At 59.7% G+C, this 14610-nt stretch carries 13 protein-coding genes; 6 read left to right on the forward strand and 7 right to left on the reverse strand.

Features of this window, described 5'->3' with window-relative positions:
* From ACR0LD_RS07080 to ACR0LD_RS07095, 4 genes are all read right to left on the reverse strand, one after another.
* Positions 1 to 978 carry an ABC transporter permease gene (locus ACR0LD_RS07080; RefSeq protein WP_170442258.1) on the reverse strand — a complete coding sequence of 326 codons (978 nt, stop codon included), beginning with the start codon at positions 976 to 978 and terminating at the stop codon, positions 1 to 3.
* Complete coding sequence (locus tag ACR0LD_RS07085) at positions 963 to 2498, reverse strand: sugar ABC transporter ATP-binding protein (RefSeq protein ID WP_480636174.1); 1536 nt, start codon at positions 2496 to 2498, stop codon at positions 963 to 965. The genes ACR0LD_RS07080 and ACR0LD_RS07085 overlap by 16 nt, the downstream gene beginning before the upstream one ends.
* 67 nt (positions 2499 to 2565) lie before the next feature.
* Positions 2566 to 3540 (reverse strand): ABC transporter substrate-binding protein, encoded by a 975-nt coding sequence (locus ACR0LD_RS07090; RefSeq protein WP_170363761.1) that lies wholly within the window; start codon positions 3538 to 3540, stop codon positions 2566 to 2568.
* A 55-nt stretch (positions 3541 to 3595) separates the two neighbouring features.
* A complete protein-coding gene (locus ACR0LD_RS07095; RefSeq protein ID WP_480636176.1) occupies positions 3596 to 5062 on the reverse strand; it encodes an aldehyde dehydrogenase family protein in 1467 nt (488 codons plus the stop codon).
* Between the two features lie 166 nt (positions 5063 to 5228).
* On the opposite strand from ACR0LD_RS07095, the gene ACR0LD_RS07100 reads away from it, so the two are divergent.
* Both ACR0LD_RS07100 and ACR0LD_RS07105 read left to right on the forward strand, forming a co-directional pair.
* Positions 5229 to 6329: a LacI family DNA-binding transcriptional regulator gene (locus tag ACR0LD_RS07100; RefSeq protein ID WP_254436530.1), complete on the forward strand. Its 1101-nt coding sequence runs from the start codon at positions 5229 to 5231 to the stop codon at positions 6327 to 6329.
* Between the two features lie 10 nt (positions 6330 to 6339).
* Positions 6340 to 7977 carry a GMC family oxidoreductase gene (locus ACR0LD_RS07105; protein WP_480636178.1) on the forward strand — a complete coding sequence of 546 codons (1638 nt, stop codon included), beginning with the start codon at positions 6340 to 6342 and terminating at the stop codon, positions 7975 to 7977.
* Positions 7978 to 8128: 151 nt separating this feature from the next.
* Here the strand turns inward: ACR0LD_RS07105 and ACR0LD_RS07110 are convergent, their stop codons facing one another.
* Both ACR0LD_RS07110 and ACR0LD_RS07115 read right to left on the reverse strand, forming a co-directional pair.
* Entirely contained in the window at positions 8129 to 8440 is a 312-nt protein-coding gene (locus ACR0LD_RS07110; protein ID WP_170339254.1) for a cupin domain-containing protein, read from the reverse strand.
* A 35-nt stretch (positions 8441 to 8475) separates the two neighbouring features.
* On the reverse strand, positions 8476 to 9156 hold the full coding sequence (locus ACR0LD_RS07115) for a GntR family transcriptional regulator (protein ID WP_260065550.1): 681 nt from the start codon (positions 9154 to 9156) through the stop codon (positions 8476 to 8478).
* A gap of 260 nt (positions 9157 to 9416) precedes the next feature.
* Between ACR0LD_RS07115 and ACR0LD_RS07120 the strand changes: the two genes are divergently transcribed.
* The 4 genes from ACR0LD_RS07120 (at position 9417) to ACR0LD_RS07135 (ending at position 13130) form a co-directional block, all read left to right on the forward strand.
* Positions 9417 to 10202, forward strand: a complete 786-nt coding sequence (locus tag ACR0LD_RS07120) for an SDR family NAD(P)-dependent oxidoreductase (protein ID WP_170366853.1) — start codon at positions 9417 to 9419, stop codon at positions 10200 to 10202.
* A 51-nt stretch (positions 10203 to 10253) separates the two neighbouring features.
* Positions 10254 to 11237, forward strand: a complete 984-nt coding sequence (locus ACR0LD_RS07125) for a TRAP transporter substrate-binding protein (protein WP_093961689.1) — start codon at positions 10254 to 10256, stop codon at positions 11235 to 11237.
* Positions 11238 to 11312: 75 nt separating this feature from the next.
* Positions 11313 to 11840 carry a TRAP transporter small permease gene (locus ACR0LD_RS07130; RefSeq protein WP_480636183.1) on the forward strand — a complete coding sequence of 176 codons (528 nt, stop codon included), beginning with the start codon at positions 11313 to 11315 and terminating at the stop codon, positions 11838 to 11840.
* Between the two features lie 9 nt (positions 11841 to 11849).
* On the forward strand, positions 11850 to 13130 hold the full coding sequence (locus ACR0LD_RS07135) for a TRAP transporter large permease (protein WP_170339264.1): 1281 nt from the start codon (positions 11850 to 11852) through the stop codon (positions 13128 to 13130).
* 181 nt (positions 13131 to 13311) lie between these two features.
* On the opposite strand, the gene ACR0LD_RS07140 is transcribed toward ACR0LD_RS07135, so the two are convergent.
* Complete coding sequence (locus tag ACR0LD_RS07140) at positions 13312 to 14568, reverse strand: NADH:flavin oxidoreductase/NADH oxidase family protein (protein ID WP_170389603.1); 1257 nt, start codon at positions 14566 to 14568, stop codon at positions 13312 to 13314.
* Positions 14569 to 14610 lie beyond the last annotated feature (42 nt).

The raw sequence follows: 14610 nt of genomic DNA on the forward strand, positions 1-14610 counted from the left end.
TCAAGCCCTCCGGAACTGCTGGACCCAAACGGCCAGGATTATGATGACGGCTTTGGCGATCAGTGCAACTTCGTCCTCTACCCCGTTGGCCAACAATGTATATTTGACCAGCTGGATGATCACGGCACCCAGAATTGCGCCAAAGATCGGCGCCCGCCCGCCTTGCAAAAGAGCCCCGCCAACGACAGCGGCCGCGATGGCATCAAGCTCCATCAGATTGCCGTTGCGCGCGGCGTCCGAGGCCGAGTTGATCGCAACCACGATCAGACCGGCCAGGCCTGCAAGCACCGCGCAGATGACATAGGCCCCGATCTTGACCCGCCGGACGGGACCACCCGCCAGATAGGCCGCACGTTCATTGCCGCCGATCGCCAGCAGGTAGCGGCCCCAAGTGGTTCTGGTGATCACCCAAAACAGCACACAGGCAATCGCCAGCGCCAGCCACCCCTGGAACGGCAAGCCAAGCACCTTGCCGGTTCCAAGATAACTGAATGAAGGGTTGGAAAATGTCTGCAGGTTCCCGTTCGTCAAGACTTGGGCAATACCCCGACCAGAGATGAAGAGAATGAGCGTCGCAACGATGGGCTGCACGTTCAACACAGCAACCATCACGCCGTTGAATACCCCGCATAAACCCGCGACGAACAGCGGCAGGACAATGGCCAAAGTGACGCCAAGCATCGGATTGGCGGCGCCCAGATCCGACAGAAAGATCAGCGGAGCCAGCGCCCCGGCCAAAGCCATGACCGCGCCAACCGACAGATCGATCCCACCCGTGGCGATGACAAGCGTCATACCCATGGCCACGATGGCGATCGTGGCAACCTGACTGATATTCACGAACAGGGTCTGCAGCTGCAGGAAATTTGGGGTGAAAAACGCATTGAACACCAGCAGGGCGACCAACGCGGCGATGCCGCCATGAAAGCGGAAGGGCATCGATGCGACCCGTTGCGGCAACTTCATCGCGCGGTCCATGAACCAGTTCCTTCTTCATGATGCGCAAGCGCGCGCACCAGTATATTCTCGGTAATCCCGGGGTTGGTCAGTTCCTTGACCGAGCGCCCCTCGTGCATGACCACGATGCGGTCAGCGCCTTCCACCAGTTCTTCGAATTCCGAACTGATGAGGACAACGCCGAACCCCTTTTCGACATAAGACCGAATGAAAGATTGGATCTCTCGCTTGGCGCCGACATCCACGCCTCGGGTCGGCTCGTCGAGTATCAGGATGTCGGGCTGTGTCGCCAGCCAACGGGCAAGAAGCACCTTCTGCTGGTTGCCGCCGGACAACTCGCGAATGGGTTGGTCCATATGCGCCGCCTTGATACCCAGGTCGTCGATGAAGGCCTGAACGATCTCGCGCTCGCGGGCAAAGTCGATCTGACCACGGCTGGCCAGTTTCGGCAGCAGGGCCAGCGTCATGTTCTCGCGCACGGACATGTCAGGAATGATCCCTTCGGCCTTGCGATCTTCGGTCAGAAAGCCGACCCCGTTTGCGATCGCGTCACCCGGTCCGGACGGTTGCCCGACCGCACCGTGCAGCTCGATTGCGCCGCTGCGTGCACTGTCCACTCCGAACAATGCGCGCGCAGCCTCTGTCCGGCCAGAGCCCAGAAGCCCGCCCAGCCCAACGATCTCCCCGCGGTGGAGCGTGAGGTCAAAATGCGTCAGTCGCGGGCCTGTCGAGACAGAGTCGGCCCGCAAAACGATATCGCCTTTCTTGGCCTTGGCGCCGGCGAAGTCCGTAAGTCCGTCTGCTGCGATCTCGTCCTTGTTGCGGCCCAGCATGTCCGCGATCATTTCCAGTTTGGTCGTGTCCTGCACGTTGCGCGTGCTGACTGTGCGGCCGTCTCGCATCGTTGTGACCCGGTCGCAGATCTGGAACAGCTCATCGAGAAAATGCGAGACATACAGGACGGAAACGCCCTGTTTCTTTAACTCGCGCACCACACCGAACAGAACCTCGACCTCGCTGGCATCCAGTGACGAGGTGGGTTCGTCCATGATGACCAGCTTTGCGTCCAATGACACAGCCCGCGCAATCGCAACCAACTGCTGGATCGCCGTCGAGAAATTTCCCAGCGGCTCGGTCACGTCGATATCTATGCCAAAGCGCGCAAGAACCTCGCGTGCGCGCCTGTTGCCTTCGCGCCAGTCGACCAGAAAGCCAAGACGTTTGGGCTCGTACCCCATGATGATGTTCTCGGTCACTGACCGCAGCGGCACCAGGTTGAGCTCTTGATAGATCGTGGCAATTCCGGATTCCTGCGCTTCGCGCGGAGTGGAGATGCGGCTCGGCACACCCGCCAGATGCACGTCGCCGGCATCCCGGTCGTAAACTCCGGTCAAGACCTTGATCATCGTCGATTTGCCGGCACCGTTCTGACCGATCAGCGCATGAACTTCGCCCGGTGCGATCTCCAGGCTGGCCTGGCTGAGTGCCGGTACGCCGGCAAAGGACTTTTCAATTCCCGACATCGAGACGAGCGCATTCATGAGATGTCTTCCTCCGATTGCTTGCAGGCGGCGCCGACCACAGGCCAGCACCACCCACCAGGGAGAATCAATAGGCTTCGTCGATGTGATCGGCCGCGTTGTCCTTGGTAAAGATGCGATCTTCGACTTTCACCCATTCCGGGATCGCCTCGCCAGCCGCGTATTTCTTCATGACTTCACAGGCCAGTGGGCCGAAGAAGGGCGAGCTTTCGACGGTGACGCCCATCTTGCCGTCGATGATGGCTTGTAGCGCATCGCGTGTCCCGTCGATCGAAACGATGGTCACGTCCTCGCCGGGCTTGCGGCCCGCCAGTTCCAGAGCCTGGATCGCGCCGATCGCCATCTCGTCATTGTGGGCGTAGACCACGTTCACGTCGGGATGCGCCTGCAGAAGGGTTTCCATCACCTGACGACCCAGGTCGCGCGCAAAGTCCCCGGTCTGAGAGGCCACGATCTCAAAACGGTCATCCGCTGCGATCGCGTCGTCGAAGCCCTTTTTGCGGTCATTTGCAGGCGAGGACCCTGTCGTGCCTTCCAACTGGACGATGATGCCTTTGTCGCCCTCGAAATTCTCCATCAGCCATTGCGCGGCCCGGTTGCCCTGATCAATGAAGTCCGACCCCAGGAAGGCCACGAAATGTTCGCCCGGCTTGGCGACGGCTGGATCAACCGACCGGTCCACCAGAAAGGTCGGAATGCCGGCGGCACGGGCCTTCATAACGGCCGGGATCAGCGGCTTTTCTTCCCGCGGGGGCAGGAACAGGACGTCGATGCCTTGGGCGATCATGCTGTCCACATCCGCAACCTGCTTGGCCGCAGATCCGGCCGCATCCGTCGCGATAAGATCCCAGCCGCAGGCCTCGGCCGTGTCATGGAACGATTTCGTCTCGGCAATGCGCCAGGGATTGTTCGACTCCATCTGCGCAAAGCCGACCTTGTAGCGATCTTTCTGCTCAAGCGGCGGCAGATCCTGTGCCATCGCCGTGGTGCCCAACAGCGCACCTGCGACAACCGTCGAGATCAAAAGAGTTCTGCGTTTCATGGTTATTCCTCCTCCATTGGTGCGGTCGCCTCCGTTTTGACCGCGAGTTTTCAGGTCATGCCCAATTCATGTAAGTCGTCTGTTTCCTCAGATAGCCATCGAAGCCATAGGCGCCGTCTTCGCCCCCAACCCCGGACAGCCCCCAACCAGTGTGAAACCCCTGCACGGCCTCGCCATTCGAACGGTTCAGGTACAGTTCGCCGAACTTCAAACGGCTCGGGGCCTCCATCAGTCGGCGGTGCGATGCCGTAAAGAGATAGGCGGACAGCCCGAATGACGTGTCATTCGCAAAGGCTATCGCCTGATCAAAATCATCGACTCGCATGGCTGTCGCCACGGGGCCAAAGACCTCCTCCTGCATCGCGGCATTGCCGTTGTCGGAGACCTCAAGAACGGTCGGGGACATCCAGTGCCCTTTGCCGTGCGCGCCGTCCGTCAAAGGCCCACCTTCGAGATGCACCGTGGCACCCTCTGCGATGCTGCGTTGGATGATTTCGGCGACCTTGGTCACTTCGACCTTGCTGACTTTGGGCCCTAGGTCGCAGTCCTCCATCGGATCCCCGATCGACAATGCGCGGGCTGCCGACACGAATTTTTCCAAGAACTGGTCGGCAATGTCGCGATGCAGATACATACGCTCGTTGCAGGTGCAGATCTGGCCGCAATTGGCAAACCGGGCGGCAATGGCGGCCGAAACGGCGGCGTCAACATCCGCATCCTCCATCACGATGAACGGAGCCTTGCCCCCAAGCTCGAGCCGGACAACCTTGATCCGGTCGGCCGCTGTGCGAAAAATCTCTTTCCCGGCGCGCGTGCTGCCGGTCATCGTGATCAGCGACGTATCGGGGTGTTCGACCAACCGCTGCCCAACCACCGGCCCTCTCCCCGTCAGAACATTCAGAACACCGGGCGGAAACCCTACCTTGTCCGCAAGCTCGGCAACCGCAAGACCGGAAAGCGGCGTGATCTCATGTCCCAACAAAACAACGGTGTTGCCCGCGACCAGCGCTGGCCCGATTTTCCTGGCCGCCAATGCCAAGGGATAGTTCCAGGCCGTCAGCGCGACGACAACGCCGTAGGGATGGCGCCGAATCTGGATTTCTTCGGACCTGTTGTCCGAGGCCACTATGTCACCCGAAATCCGCCGGGCCTCTTCAGCTGCATGGCAAAGAAAGGTAGCGGCGGCATCCACTTCACCTCGGGCCTGCGAGATCGGCTTGCCCTGCTCGGCTGTGATCAAAGCAGCCAGACGCGCGGCGTCGACCCGGATGGCCTCGGCGAGCTTTCGGACCATTTGCGCCCGCTCGATCGCCGGGCGCGCAGACCACGCGCCAAAAGCCCTGCGGGCCGCCTCGACCGCCGCATCGGCATGCATGGCACCACCATCTGGAACCTGTGCTACGATCTCTTCATTTGCAGGGTTTTCGACATCGACCGCGTCCGCGTCAAAGTCGGCAAAGCGGCCATCGATGAACATCGAATGGCGAACGACTTGACCCAACTCCCCCACTACAGACCGCAATTTCGCCTCCCGCACTTGCTCGGCCAGACCACAATGGCGACCGCACCGCCGATCAAAACACTAATAATATTATTTCGTCAACACTAATATTAATTATCACTTACTAATATTAGTTGCGCACCCTCCGCATAGTCGATAAAAAGGATGCGAACAAAAAGGTTGAGCGATGAACGATCAAGCGAACAAAGCCGGGCAGCACAGGGGTGTAGGACGAGTCGCGGGCCGGCAGCGCGTGACGATGCACGACATTGCGCGCGTCGCCGGGTGTTCGCAGACGACAGTATCGCTGGTTCTCAACAAGAATGATTCCGTCAAGATCTCCGAGGATACCAAGCAACGGGTCCTGGATGCCGCCAACACGCTTGGATACGCCATGCCCTCTCAACTCAGGAAACCCCAGGACAGCGCGCGCCGGCCCGCGGCGCTGGACGGAACCATAGCTTTCGTCGTGGATGATCTGGCGTCGAGCCCCGAGATGGTGAACGCGTTCAACGGGGTGAAACAGGCCGTTCGGGACACCGGAAACCTTGTGTTGCTGGCCGAAACACAAAACGACCCCGAGGTCGAGCCCAGAACGCTGAGGTATTTCCTCGACCAACAGGTTGCAGGCATCATCTACGCGACCGTTTTTACGCGGCGGGTGGTCGTGCCGGAGATCCTCAGGCAGACGGCCACTCCGGTTCTGCTGTTGAACTGCTTTTGCGACGACCTCTCTTTTCCTGCGGTGATCCCCGGCGAAGTCGCTGCCGGACATACGGCGACCAACGCCCTGATCAAGGCCGGGCACAAACGAATTGCCACCATCACCGGCGAGCCGTTCATGGAATGCGCCGCCGGGCGTACGACCGGGTACAGAAACGCCCTGGCTTCCGCCGACATCCCATTTGACGAGGATTTGGTCATCGAGGGCAACTGGCTGCCCAGCGCAGGCTACGCCGCCACGCGGGAATTGATGGACCTGCCCTCTCCGCCAACCGCCATTTTCTGCCAGAATGACCGCATGGCCATCGGCTGCTATGAGGCTCTCAAGGAACTTGGCCTGTCCATCCCCGAGGACATTTCAGTCATCGGATTTGACGATGACGAAACCGCGCGGCACCTGTCGCCGCCCCTGACGTCGATGATCCTTCCCACCCGGGCGATGGGACGCTGGGTCGTTGAACAGCTGTTCCATGGACCGACGGACGGTCAGCGGCATCCACTCGTGAAGCTGGAATGCGAACTGGTCGAGCGCGACTCGATCAGCGAGCCCAAACGCCGGACCTGAAGGCGAAATCATGACGGAAACCTTCGATCACATCGTCATCGGCGGCGGCTCGGCCGGCGCCGCGGCAGCAGCGCGGCTGGTCAACAAAGGCAAGTGCAGGGTTCTGGTGCTGGAGGCGGGGCATTCGCATCGCCATCCACTGCTGGACATGCCGCCGGGTATCTTCAAGATGATCAACGGGTCCAAGTTCATGACCTACCACCAGACCGAACCGCAGGACCACCTGGACGGCCGCGTGCATGACATTCCGCAGGCCAACGTGCTGGGCGGCGGGTCGTCGGTGAATGCGCAGGTCTATATGCGCGGTCGGCCTTCCGACTATGACGCATGGAACGACCTGCTGAGACAGACCAACGACGGGGTCGGCTGGGGATGGGATGATGTGCTGCCTTATTTCCGCAGGATGGAAGGCAACAACAGGCTTCACAACGACCTGCATGGCAGCGACGGTCCGGTGCAGGTCTCGGATCCGGGGCATATCGACGACATGTCCCGTTGGTTCGTTCAGTCGGTGCAGGCCCTTGGCGAACCATTCAACACGGACTTCAACGGCGCATCGCAGCGCGGCGTCGGGTTCTATCAGTTCACCAATCGCGCCGGAAAGCGCAGCTCGTCAGCTTACGCTTTCCTCGCTCCACTTGAGGCGAACCCGAATTTGACCATCCAGCTGGGCGCAAAAGTCAGCAAAATCATCATCGAAAGCGACCGGGCCGTCGGCGTGCAGTATCGAGACAAACGCGGGTCCCACACCGTCCGATGTGATGGTGAGGTTGTGCTTGCGGCTGGCGCCCTCGTCACGCCGAAAATTCTAATGCTGTCGGGTATCGGACCGGATGCACATCTTGCTGAACACGATATTCCCGTGGTCTGCCCATTGCCCGGGGTCGGCCAAAACCTGATCGACCACCCCGAAGTTCCGATCACCGCCTTTGCCAACGGCCCTTACGGATATTTCAAACAAGGTGAGGGCTGGCGGATGCTGCGCAACGGCATTCAGTTCAAGCTATTCGGCAGCGGCCCGGTGACTTCGGCCGGGGTAGAAGCCGGCGCGTTCGTCAATCCGTCGAACCCTGCTGGAGAACCGACCATTCAGGCCTTTTGCGTTCCCATCGTCTATCTGGATCGCGATGCGCTGGACGAGGTGCAGGATGACTTTGGCCTGACCGTCACGACTGTCGTGGTCAAACCGAAATCACGCGGAGAGGTTCGGCTTCGCTCGGCAGACCCCGACGCCATGCCAGTAGTTTCGCCGAATCTTCTGAAGCATGAAGACGACATGCAGGAGATGATCCTGGGGCAGCGTTTCTTTCGTCGAGCATTCACCTCGGGCCCGCTTGCACAAAGGATCCGCGAAATCGTGATTCCGACGGCGGACGACGACCAGACGCTGCGAGCACATTGCAAACGGTTCGTGAAAACCAACTATCACCCGGCGGGCACGGCCAGAATGGGCCGGGACGGTGATGGAATGGCCGTGTTGGACCCCAGAATGCGCGTGCGCGGAATCGAGGGCTTGCGGGTGTGCGACATGTCCGCCGTGCCGGACATCAACGCCGGCAACACAAACGCACCCGCCATGATGCTGGGCGAACGATGCGCCGACCTGATCCTTGGCATTGGATCAGCACGTGAGGACCGCAATTCCTAGCCCAAGCTGCGGGGCCGCTGTCGGTTGATCCGACTTCCGGCGCAATGATATGCCCCCCCCTGCCCGACCCGTTTCGCCGAAAAACAGGTTACCCGGCCTCATGGGGTCAAGGTAATCGCGGGCCATGGCAAGCGCGTTCGCGGAATGCGCCTTACAGAAAGTCGTCCCGCCTGGGCGTGAAACAGTCGATCAACTCTCCAGCCGCCAGGCAAACACAACCATGGCTAACGCCGGACGGAATGATCAGGCTGTCACCGGGCCCCAGCTCTCGCTCCTGATCTCCGATGACGAAATTGAACCGCCCGGACCGCACAAATGTCGACTGCACATGCGGGTGGTCGTGCAGCGCGCCTTCGGCACCTTTCTCAAAGCGGAAGGACACCATCATGAGGTCTTCGTGATCTGCCAAAACCTGGCGCGAGACGCCCGGCGCGGGCGACACAATCGGATAGCTTTTTGTCATGATGCAGTGTCCTCGGTCAGGCGGCGGCGTTCATTTCACTCGAAATACTCGGCATGTTTCGCGTGAACCTCCTCGATGGTCTTGTCGATACGGCCCAGATGACGGCGAATGGTTTCGCTCGCCACCGCCTCGTCGCGGTCTGCAAGCGCCTTGGCCAGCGCCACATGATCCCGAACCAGAGTTTCGGCCTCGCTCTCGCGCCCAAGGCTCAGAACGCACAGGCGGTCGATCTTTCTTTTGCATTCCTGAATCGTGTCGAAGGCCAGCGGGTTGCCGCTCAGCTCGCAAATCAACCGGTGAAAGTCGTAGTCGAGTTGATGAAACTCTTCGGCCTCTTTCCTTGAAACCACGTCTTTCTGCCGCTTGAGGTTGTCTTCCAGCAACTTCGAGTACTCGGGCCTCCAGACCTGGCATGCAGCGCGCACCACCTCCAACTCGACGGCCAGGCGAACAAAGCGTGCATGACCGATCCGTTCCATTGAAAAGCTGCGGACCCGAGTGGCTTTCTGAGGACGGATCAGCAGCAAATCCTGCGCCTCGAGCCTGTTGAAAGCATCGCGGACCGGCTGCCTGGACACCTCAAACTTCTTTGCGATGTCTGCTTCGGACAGTTTCGTCCCCGGCAGAATTTCAAGCGAAACGATCGCCTCGTACAGGCTCTCATAAACGATGTCAGTGGTTGTGCGCCGCTCGATCTTGTCCGTAATACTTTGCATTTCTTGCCTTTTTTCTGCGCATGACCAACTCGGGTGGTTTTCCGTGGCTCGAGGCCCCTCCCTCGATACTCCTCAATGTAACTCCAGCCAATTATTTTGGCACGCGCCGTGCGATGCCCTTTGTGACCCTCAAACAAAGTTGTTGACAATACTAGTATCCTAGTCGACTAAAATACGCAACACTGCTTCATGCCCGTTCGAACTCAAATATCGGAACGGGCGTGCCGGCAGGCTGACAGGGGATCCAAAGGGACAAGAGAATGACCGAATTGAACGCTGAACAGATTGGCCTGAACCGGGACCTTGCAGGGAAGGTTGCGATCGTGACCGGCGGCGGACGGGACATCGGCCGTGCCTGCGTTCTGAAACTGGCCGAGGCCGGAGCATCGGTCGCAATCAACTATCACAGCTCATCCACGGGTGCAGAGTCTGCGGTCCAGGAGATTACGGCTGCCGGCGGTCAGGCGATTGCCGTACAGGGCGACATGACGTCAGGCGCGGATGTGGACAGGCTGGTCTCAGAAACGATTGCCGCCTTCGGGCCCCGGATCGACATTCTTGTCCATGTGACCGGAGGGTTGGTGGCCCGAAAGACCCTGTCTGAGATGGACATGGACCATTGGCGTTACGTTATGGACCTGAACACCACTTCTTTTGCCCGCGCCGTTCAGTCGGTGTTGCCGCACATGAAAAAAGGCGGCGCGATCGTCGGGTTCGCCAGTCAGGCGGGTCGTGACGGGGGTGGTCCCGGCGCGGTTGCCTATGCGGCCTCGAAGGGGGCGGTCATGACGATGACACGTGGGCTGGCCAAGGAACTGGGGCCCGAGATCCGGATCAATTCGGTTTGCCCGGGCATGATCGACACAGACTTCCACAATGTCTTCACCAAGACCGAAGTCCGCACCAACGTGGCCAGCGCCACACCGCTGAAACGCGAAGGCACGTCCGAGGATGTGGCAAACCTCGTCGCGTTTCTGGCCTCGGACGCCGCCGCTTTCATTACGGGCGCGAACATCGACATCAACGGAGGCCTGCTCTTTTCATAGCCGGCTCCGACCGATCACCAAAAACATCTGTCTGCTTCTAGGGAGGAAAGCATGAACACCAAACTTACAAAAACACTGATCGGCGCCGCAGCCATGGTCGTCATGACCGGCAGCGCATCTTTGGCCGAGGATTGGCGCGGGTGGAACATCCACGCAGACGGCTACCCGAATACTGTCGCGATGGACAAATTCGCCGAACTGGTCACCGAAAAGACTGGCGGTGAAATCAACCTGCAAATGTTCCACGGCGGCACATTGGGCAGCCAGCCCGATGCGGTCGAACAGGTCCGCGCTGGCGCCTTGGAGGTCGGAAATTTCAACCTGGGTCCGATTGGCCCGATTGTCGCCGAGGCAAATGTCGTTTCATTGCCCTTCATCTTCAAGGACGTCCCACACATGTTCCGCGTTCTGGACAGCGAGGGCGGTGCCGCGATCGCGGCCGGTATGGCAGCCAAGGGATTGACCCCGCTTGCCTGGTATGACGCCGGCGCCCGATCCTTCTACAACGGGACCAAGCCGATCAATACCCCGGCCGATGTCCAGGGCATGAAAGTGCGGGTCATGAACAACGATCTGTTCACCGGCATGATTGCCGAACTTGGCGGCAACCCCTCGCCCATGGCCTTCGCCGAGGTTTATCAGGCCCTGAAGACCGGGGTCGTCGATGGCGCCGAGAACAACTGGCCGTCCTACGAGTCGACCGGCCATTTCGAGGTTGCCGGCTATTACTCGCTGTCCCAGCACCTGATCATCCCTGAATGCGTGTGCGTCAACACCGACAAATTCAACGCCTTGTCGCCCGAACTGCAGGCCGCAGTCAGAGAGGCGGCGCAAGAGTCCGCCGAGTTGCAGCGGCAATTGTGGGCTGAGCGTGAAGCGGCCAGCCGCGCGGCGGTCGAGGCTGCGGGTGTGGTAGTGAACGAAGTGGCCGACAAAGCGCCGTTCCAGGCCGCTATGGCCCCGGTCTACGAGGCCTATTTCGCAACCAACCCTGACCTCCGCCCGTTGGTTGAAACCATCCAGGCGACCGAGTGATCGGACCGTATCGGATCTGATACCGTCCGGCCCTGCCAATGCGGGGCCGGACATCTGATCAAGAGTTTCAGGCTTATGAGCAATACATCTACGCCCCCGTCCTCAGTGCGCACTATGGTCAGGATCCTCGACCGCATCGCCGATGCATGCCGGATCGTGACCGGTGTCGCGCTGGTCGTGGTCACCATCATATTCGGCTGGCTCGTCTTCGGCCGCTACGTCCTGAACGCAACGCCAACGTGGGTCGAGCAGGTCGCCCTGTTGCTGGTCATGACGATCGCGTTCATCGGCGCGGCGGTTGGTGTGCACGACAACACGCATTTGTCCGTGTCCCTCGTGCGCTCGGCCGTTCCGCGGCGAGTCAGGACGGCTCTGGTCGTTTGCACGGATATGATCATGGCCGGATTCGGTGCTCTGATGCTGGTGTTCGGGGCGCGGCTTACGATGTTCAAATGGGGGTCGCTCATCCCCTTGATCCAGGTTCCCGAAGGCTTGCGGTCATTGCCCCTGACCATTGGCGGGGGCCTTATCCTTGTGTTTTCCGTTGGTCACCTGATCCGCCTCTGCGTCGGTTTTGACGAGCGAAAAGACAGCATCGAATAGAGGCGGATCATGGGAATTCTTCTTTTGCTTGGCGTCTTCGCCCTGTGTGTACTGATCGGAACACCTGTGGCCTTCGCCTTGGGCATTGCCGCCATCTCGGCCTTCTGGTTCGAAGGTTTGCCGCTGATGATCGGGTTCCAGCGGATCATCTCGGGCATCAACGTTTTCTCGTTGATGGCAATCCCGTTTTTCATCTTCGCCGGTGAACTGATGTTCCACGGCGGGATCGCCATGCGTCTGGTGCGGTTCGCGTCAGCCGCGGTCGGCGCCGTTCGTGGGGGCTTGGGCATCGTGAATGTGTTTTCGTCGATGTTGTTTGGTGGAATTTCGGGATCGGCCATCGCCGATATATCTGCCCTCGGCTCCATTCTTGTTCCCGTGATGAAAGAGAAAGGCTACGACGCGGATTATGCGGTCAATGTGACGGTCACGTCGTCGATCGCAGGGATCATCATCCCTCCCAGCCACAACATGATCATCTTCGCCATTGCAGCGGGGGGCGGCATTTCGATCTCGAAGCTTTTCCTTGCGGGCGTAGTTCCGGGCGTGTTGATGTGCCTCTGCCTTGCCGTCGCCGCGTATCTTGTTGCGGTGCGCCGAGGGTATCAGGCCGAAACCTTTCCGGGCTGGAAGGCTCTGGTCATCAGCTTTCTCAGCGCGATCCCCGGGCTGCTGACTGCCGTGATCATCGTCGGAGGTGTCCTGTCAGGCATCTTCACGGTCACTGAATCGGGGGCGTTCGGCGCAATCTATGCCTTTGTCGTCACGCTCGTGGTCTACCGGAGTATCACTTGGGACAAGTTCTGCATCGCGGTTGCGTCGGCCGTACGCACGACGGCCATGGTCATGATCCTGATCGCCTGCGCGGGTGCCTTTGCCTATATGCTGACCTTCTACAGAGTGCCGGACAAAACGGTGGATCTTCTGACAGGCCTGACGGAAAACCCGATCCTTATCCTGCTGATGATCAATGCGGTCTTGTTGCTTCTGGGCATGATCATGGACATGGCGGCCCTGATCCTGATCTGCACGCCGATCTTCCTGCCGGTTGCCAACAGCCTTGGCATTGATCCCCTGCAGTTCGGAATGATCTTGCTGGTGAATCTGGGCCTGGGACTGTGCACCCCTCCGGTTGGCTCCTGCCTGTTTGTCGGCTGCGCCGTTGGCAAACTGCCGATGGAAAAGGCGGTTCGGACGATATGGCCCTTTTACCTGGCAATTCTGGTCGCTCTGATGCTGATCACCTTTGTGCCCGCGATCTCGCTGACCCTGCCAGGGTTGCTTGGTTAGAAGCGGCGAGCAGGCAAAAATTCGGGCGCAACCTGTGTAAGGTTGCGCCCATTTCCAACTCTGGCGGCAACGGAAGAAACACCTGCGGTCGGCGCCGGAAGCCAAGCGTCAAAGGCGCCGCCACACAGTGATTACCCGCACAAACGCCGTTGGATCCCTGCTTTATGCGTCCCTGACCACATTATGCTCGGGCATCGCGCCAGGAACGGTAACGTTTCGTCCATCGCTTCGCCCGCATCTGATTTCGCATCAGCGCGAGAAACGCCGAGTGCGGTACTTTCGGTGGCTTGCCATTTGCCAGTCGTTCAAGTTGGAAATACGCCAGAACCATCGAGGCGAACCCGGCCAGCCTTTTGTTTTTCCAGGACACTTCCGGGATATTGACCGACTCTGATTTGCCATTCCGCCAGTTTTCGACAAGATCAGGTTCGAAGGCCATCGCGCGGGCCACCCCCAGAACCGAGACGCCAATCCCGCCCCGGTTGTTGGCCAATGCATCCTCGGCAACAGCCCGAGAGCGAATGCCGCCGGTCACCATGATCGGCATTTTCGCGTCAGCAGCGATCTCCCGCGCGAAGTCTACAAAATAGGCTTCGCGCCGGGCCGTGCTGGAGCCATCCTCCTGCCTGCCCTGCATGGCCGGACTCTCATAGGAACCGCCGGACAATTCGACCAGATCAATAGCCATATCGCCAAGTTGGTTGACCACCCATTTGGCATCATCCTGCCCAAATCCACCTTTCTGAAAATCAGCCGAGTTCAGCTTCACCGAAACGGTAAAACTCCTAGATACGCTGGCCCGGATCGCGCGAACGACCTCAAAAAGGAAGCGCGCCCTATTCTCCAAAGAGCCGCCCCAATGGTCGGTACGGCGATTGGTCAAGGGCGATAGAAACTGGCTGATAAGATAGCCGTGGGCGGCATGTATCTGAACGCCGTCAAATCCTGCTTCTTCGGCCAACGCGGCTGTTCGAGCAAAACGGGCAATCAGGTCTTGAATTTCGGCCTCGGTCAGGGCCCGCGGCGGGTTGAAATTTTTGGACATACCGGGGATCTCGACCGGAACGTCGGACGCCGACACCGTTTCTTCTCCCAGGCTCGCCAGGACCTGACGACCGGGATGATTGATCTGCATCCAGATTGCTCCGCCGCGCATCTGCCCTGCCTCGGCCCATTCCCGGAAAGGCGCAAGATCAGTTCCGTCTTCCAGAACCACGCTGGCGGGGCCGGACAGCGCATCAGCCGAGACCATTACATTTCCAGTGATCAACAGGCCCGCGCCGCCCGCGGCCCAGCGGCGGAAAAGCCGGTGAATTTTCTCGTCTGGCACCTGCCCGAAAGCCGCCAGACTTTCTTCCATTGCAGCTTTTGCCAGACGGTTTCTGAGAACCGCGCCATTTGGCAATGTGAGCGGTTCGAACAGCGGTGAAACAGTCATTTTGGGATCCTTTTCTTCTCGATCCCAGGTGATATAAACCTT

Source organism: Ruegeria sp. BF8, assembly GCF_056538625.1.

Coding starts and splice junctions, on each gene's coding strand:
- ACR0LD_RS07080 (WP_170442258.1), bottom strand. CDS start 978: ATGGACCGCGCGATGAAGTTGCCGCAACGGGTCGCATCGATGCCCTTC.
- ACR0LD_RS07085 (WP_480636174.1), bottom strand. CDS start 2,498: ATGAATGCGCTCGTCTCGATGTCGGGAATTGAAAAGTCCTTTGCCGGC.
- ACR0LD_RS07090 (WP_170363761.1), bottom strand. CDS start 3,540: ATGAAACGCAGAACTCTTTTGATCTCGACGGTTGTCGCAGGTGCGCTG.
- ACR0LD_RS07100 (WP_254436530.1), top strand. CDS start 5,229: ATGAACGATCAAGCGAACAAAGCCGGGCAGCACAGGGGTGTAGGACGA.
- ACR0LD_RS07105 (WP_480636178.1), top strand. CDS start 6,340: ATGACGGAAACCTTCGATCACATCGTCATCGGCGGCGGCTCGGCCGGC.
- ACR0LD_RS07110 (WP_170339254.1), bottom strand. CDS start 8,440: ATGACAAAAAGCTATCCGATTGTGTCGCCCGCGCCGGGCGTCTCGCGC.
- ACR0LD_RS07115 (WP_260065550.1), bottom strand. CDS start 9,156: ATGCAAAGTATTACGGACAAGATCGAGCGGCGCACAACCACTGACATC.
- ACR0LD_RS07120 (WP_170366853.1), top strand. CDS start 9,417: ATGACCGAATTGAACGCTGAACAGATTGGCCTGAACCGGGACCTTGCA.
- ACR0LD_RS07125 (WP_093961689.1), top strand. CDS start 10,254: ATGAACACCAAACTTACAAAAACACTGATCGGCGCCGCAGCCATGGTC.
- ACR0LD_RS07130 (WP_480636183.1), top strand. CDS start 11,313: ATGAGCAATACATCTACGCCCCCGTCCTCAGTGCGCACTATGGTCAGG.
- ACR0LD_RS07135 (WP_170339264.1), top strand. CDS start 11,850: ATGGGAATTCTTCTTTTGCTTGGCGTCTTCGCCCTGTGTGTACTGATC.
- ACR0LD_RS07140 (WP_170389603.1), bottom strand. CDS start 14,568: ATGACTGTTTCACCGCTGTTCGAACCGCTCACATTGCCAAATGGCGCG.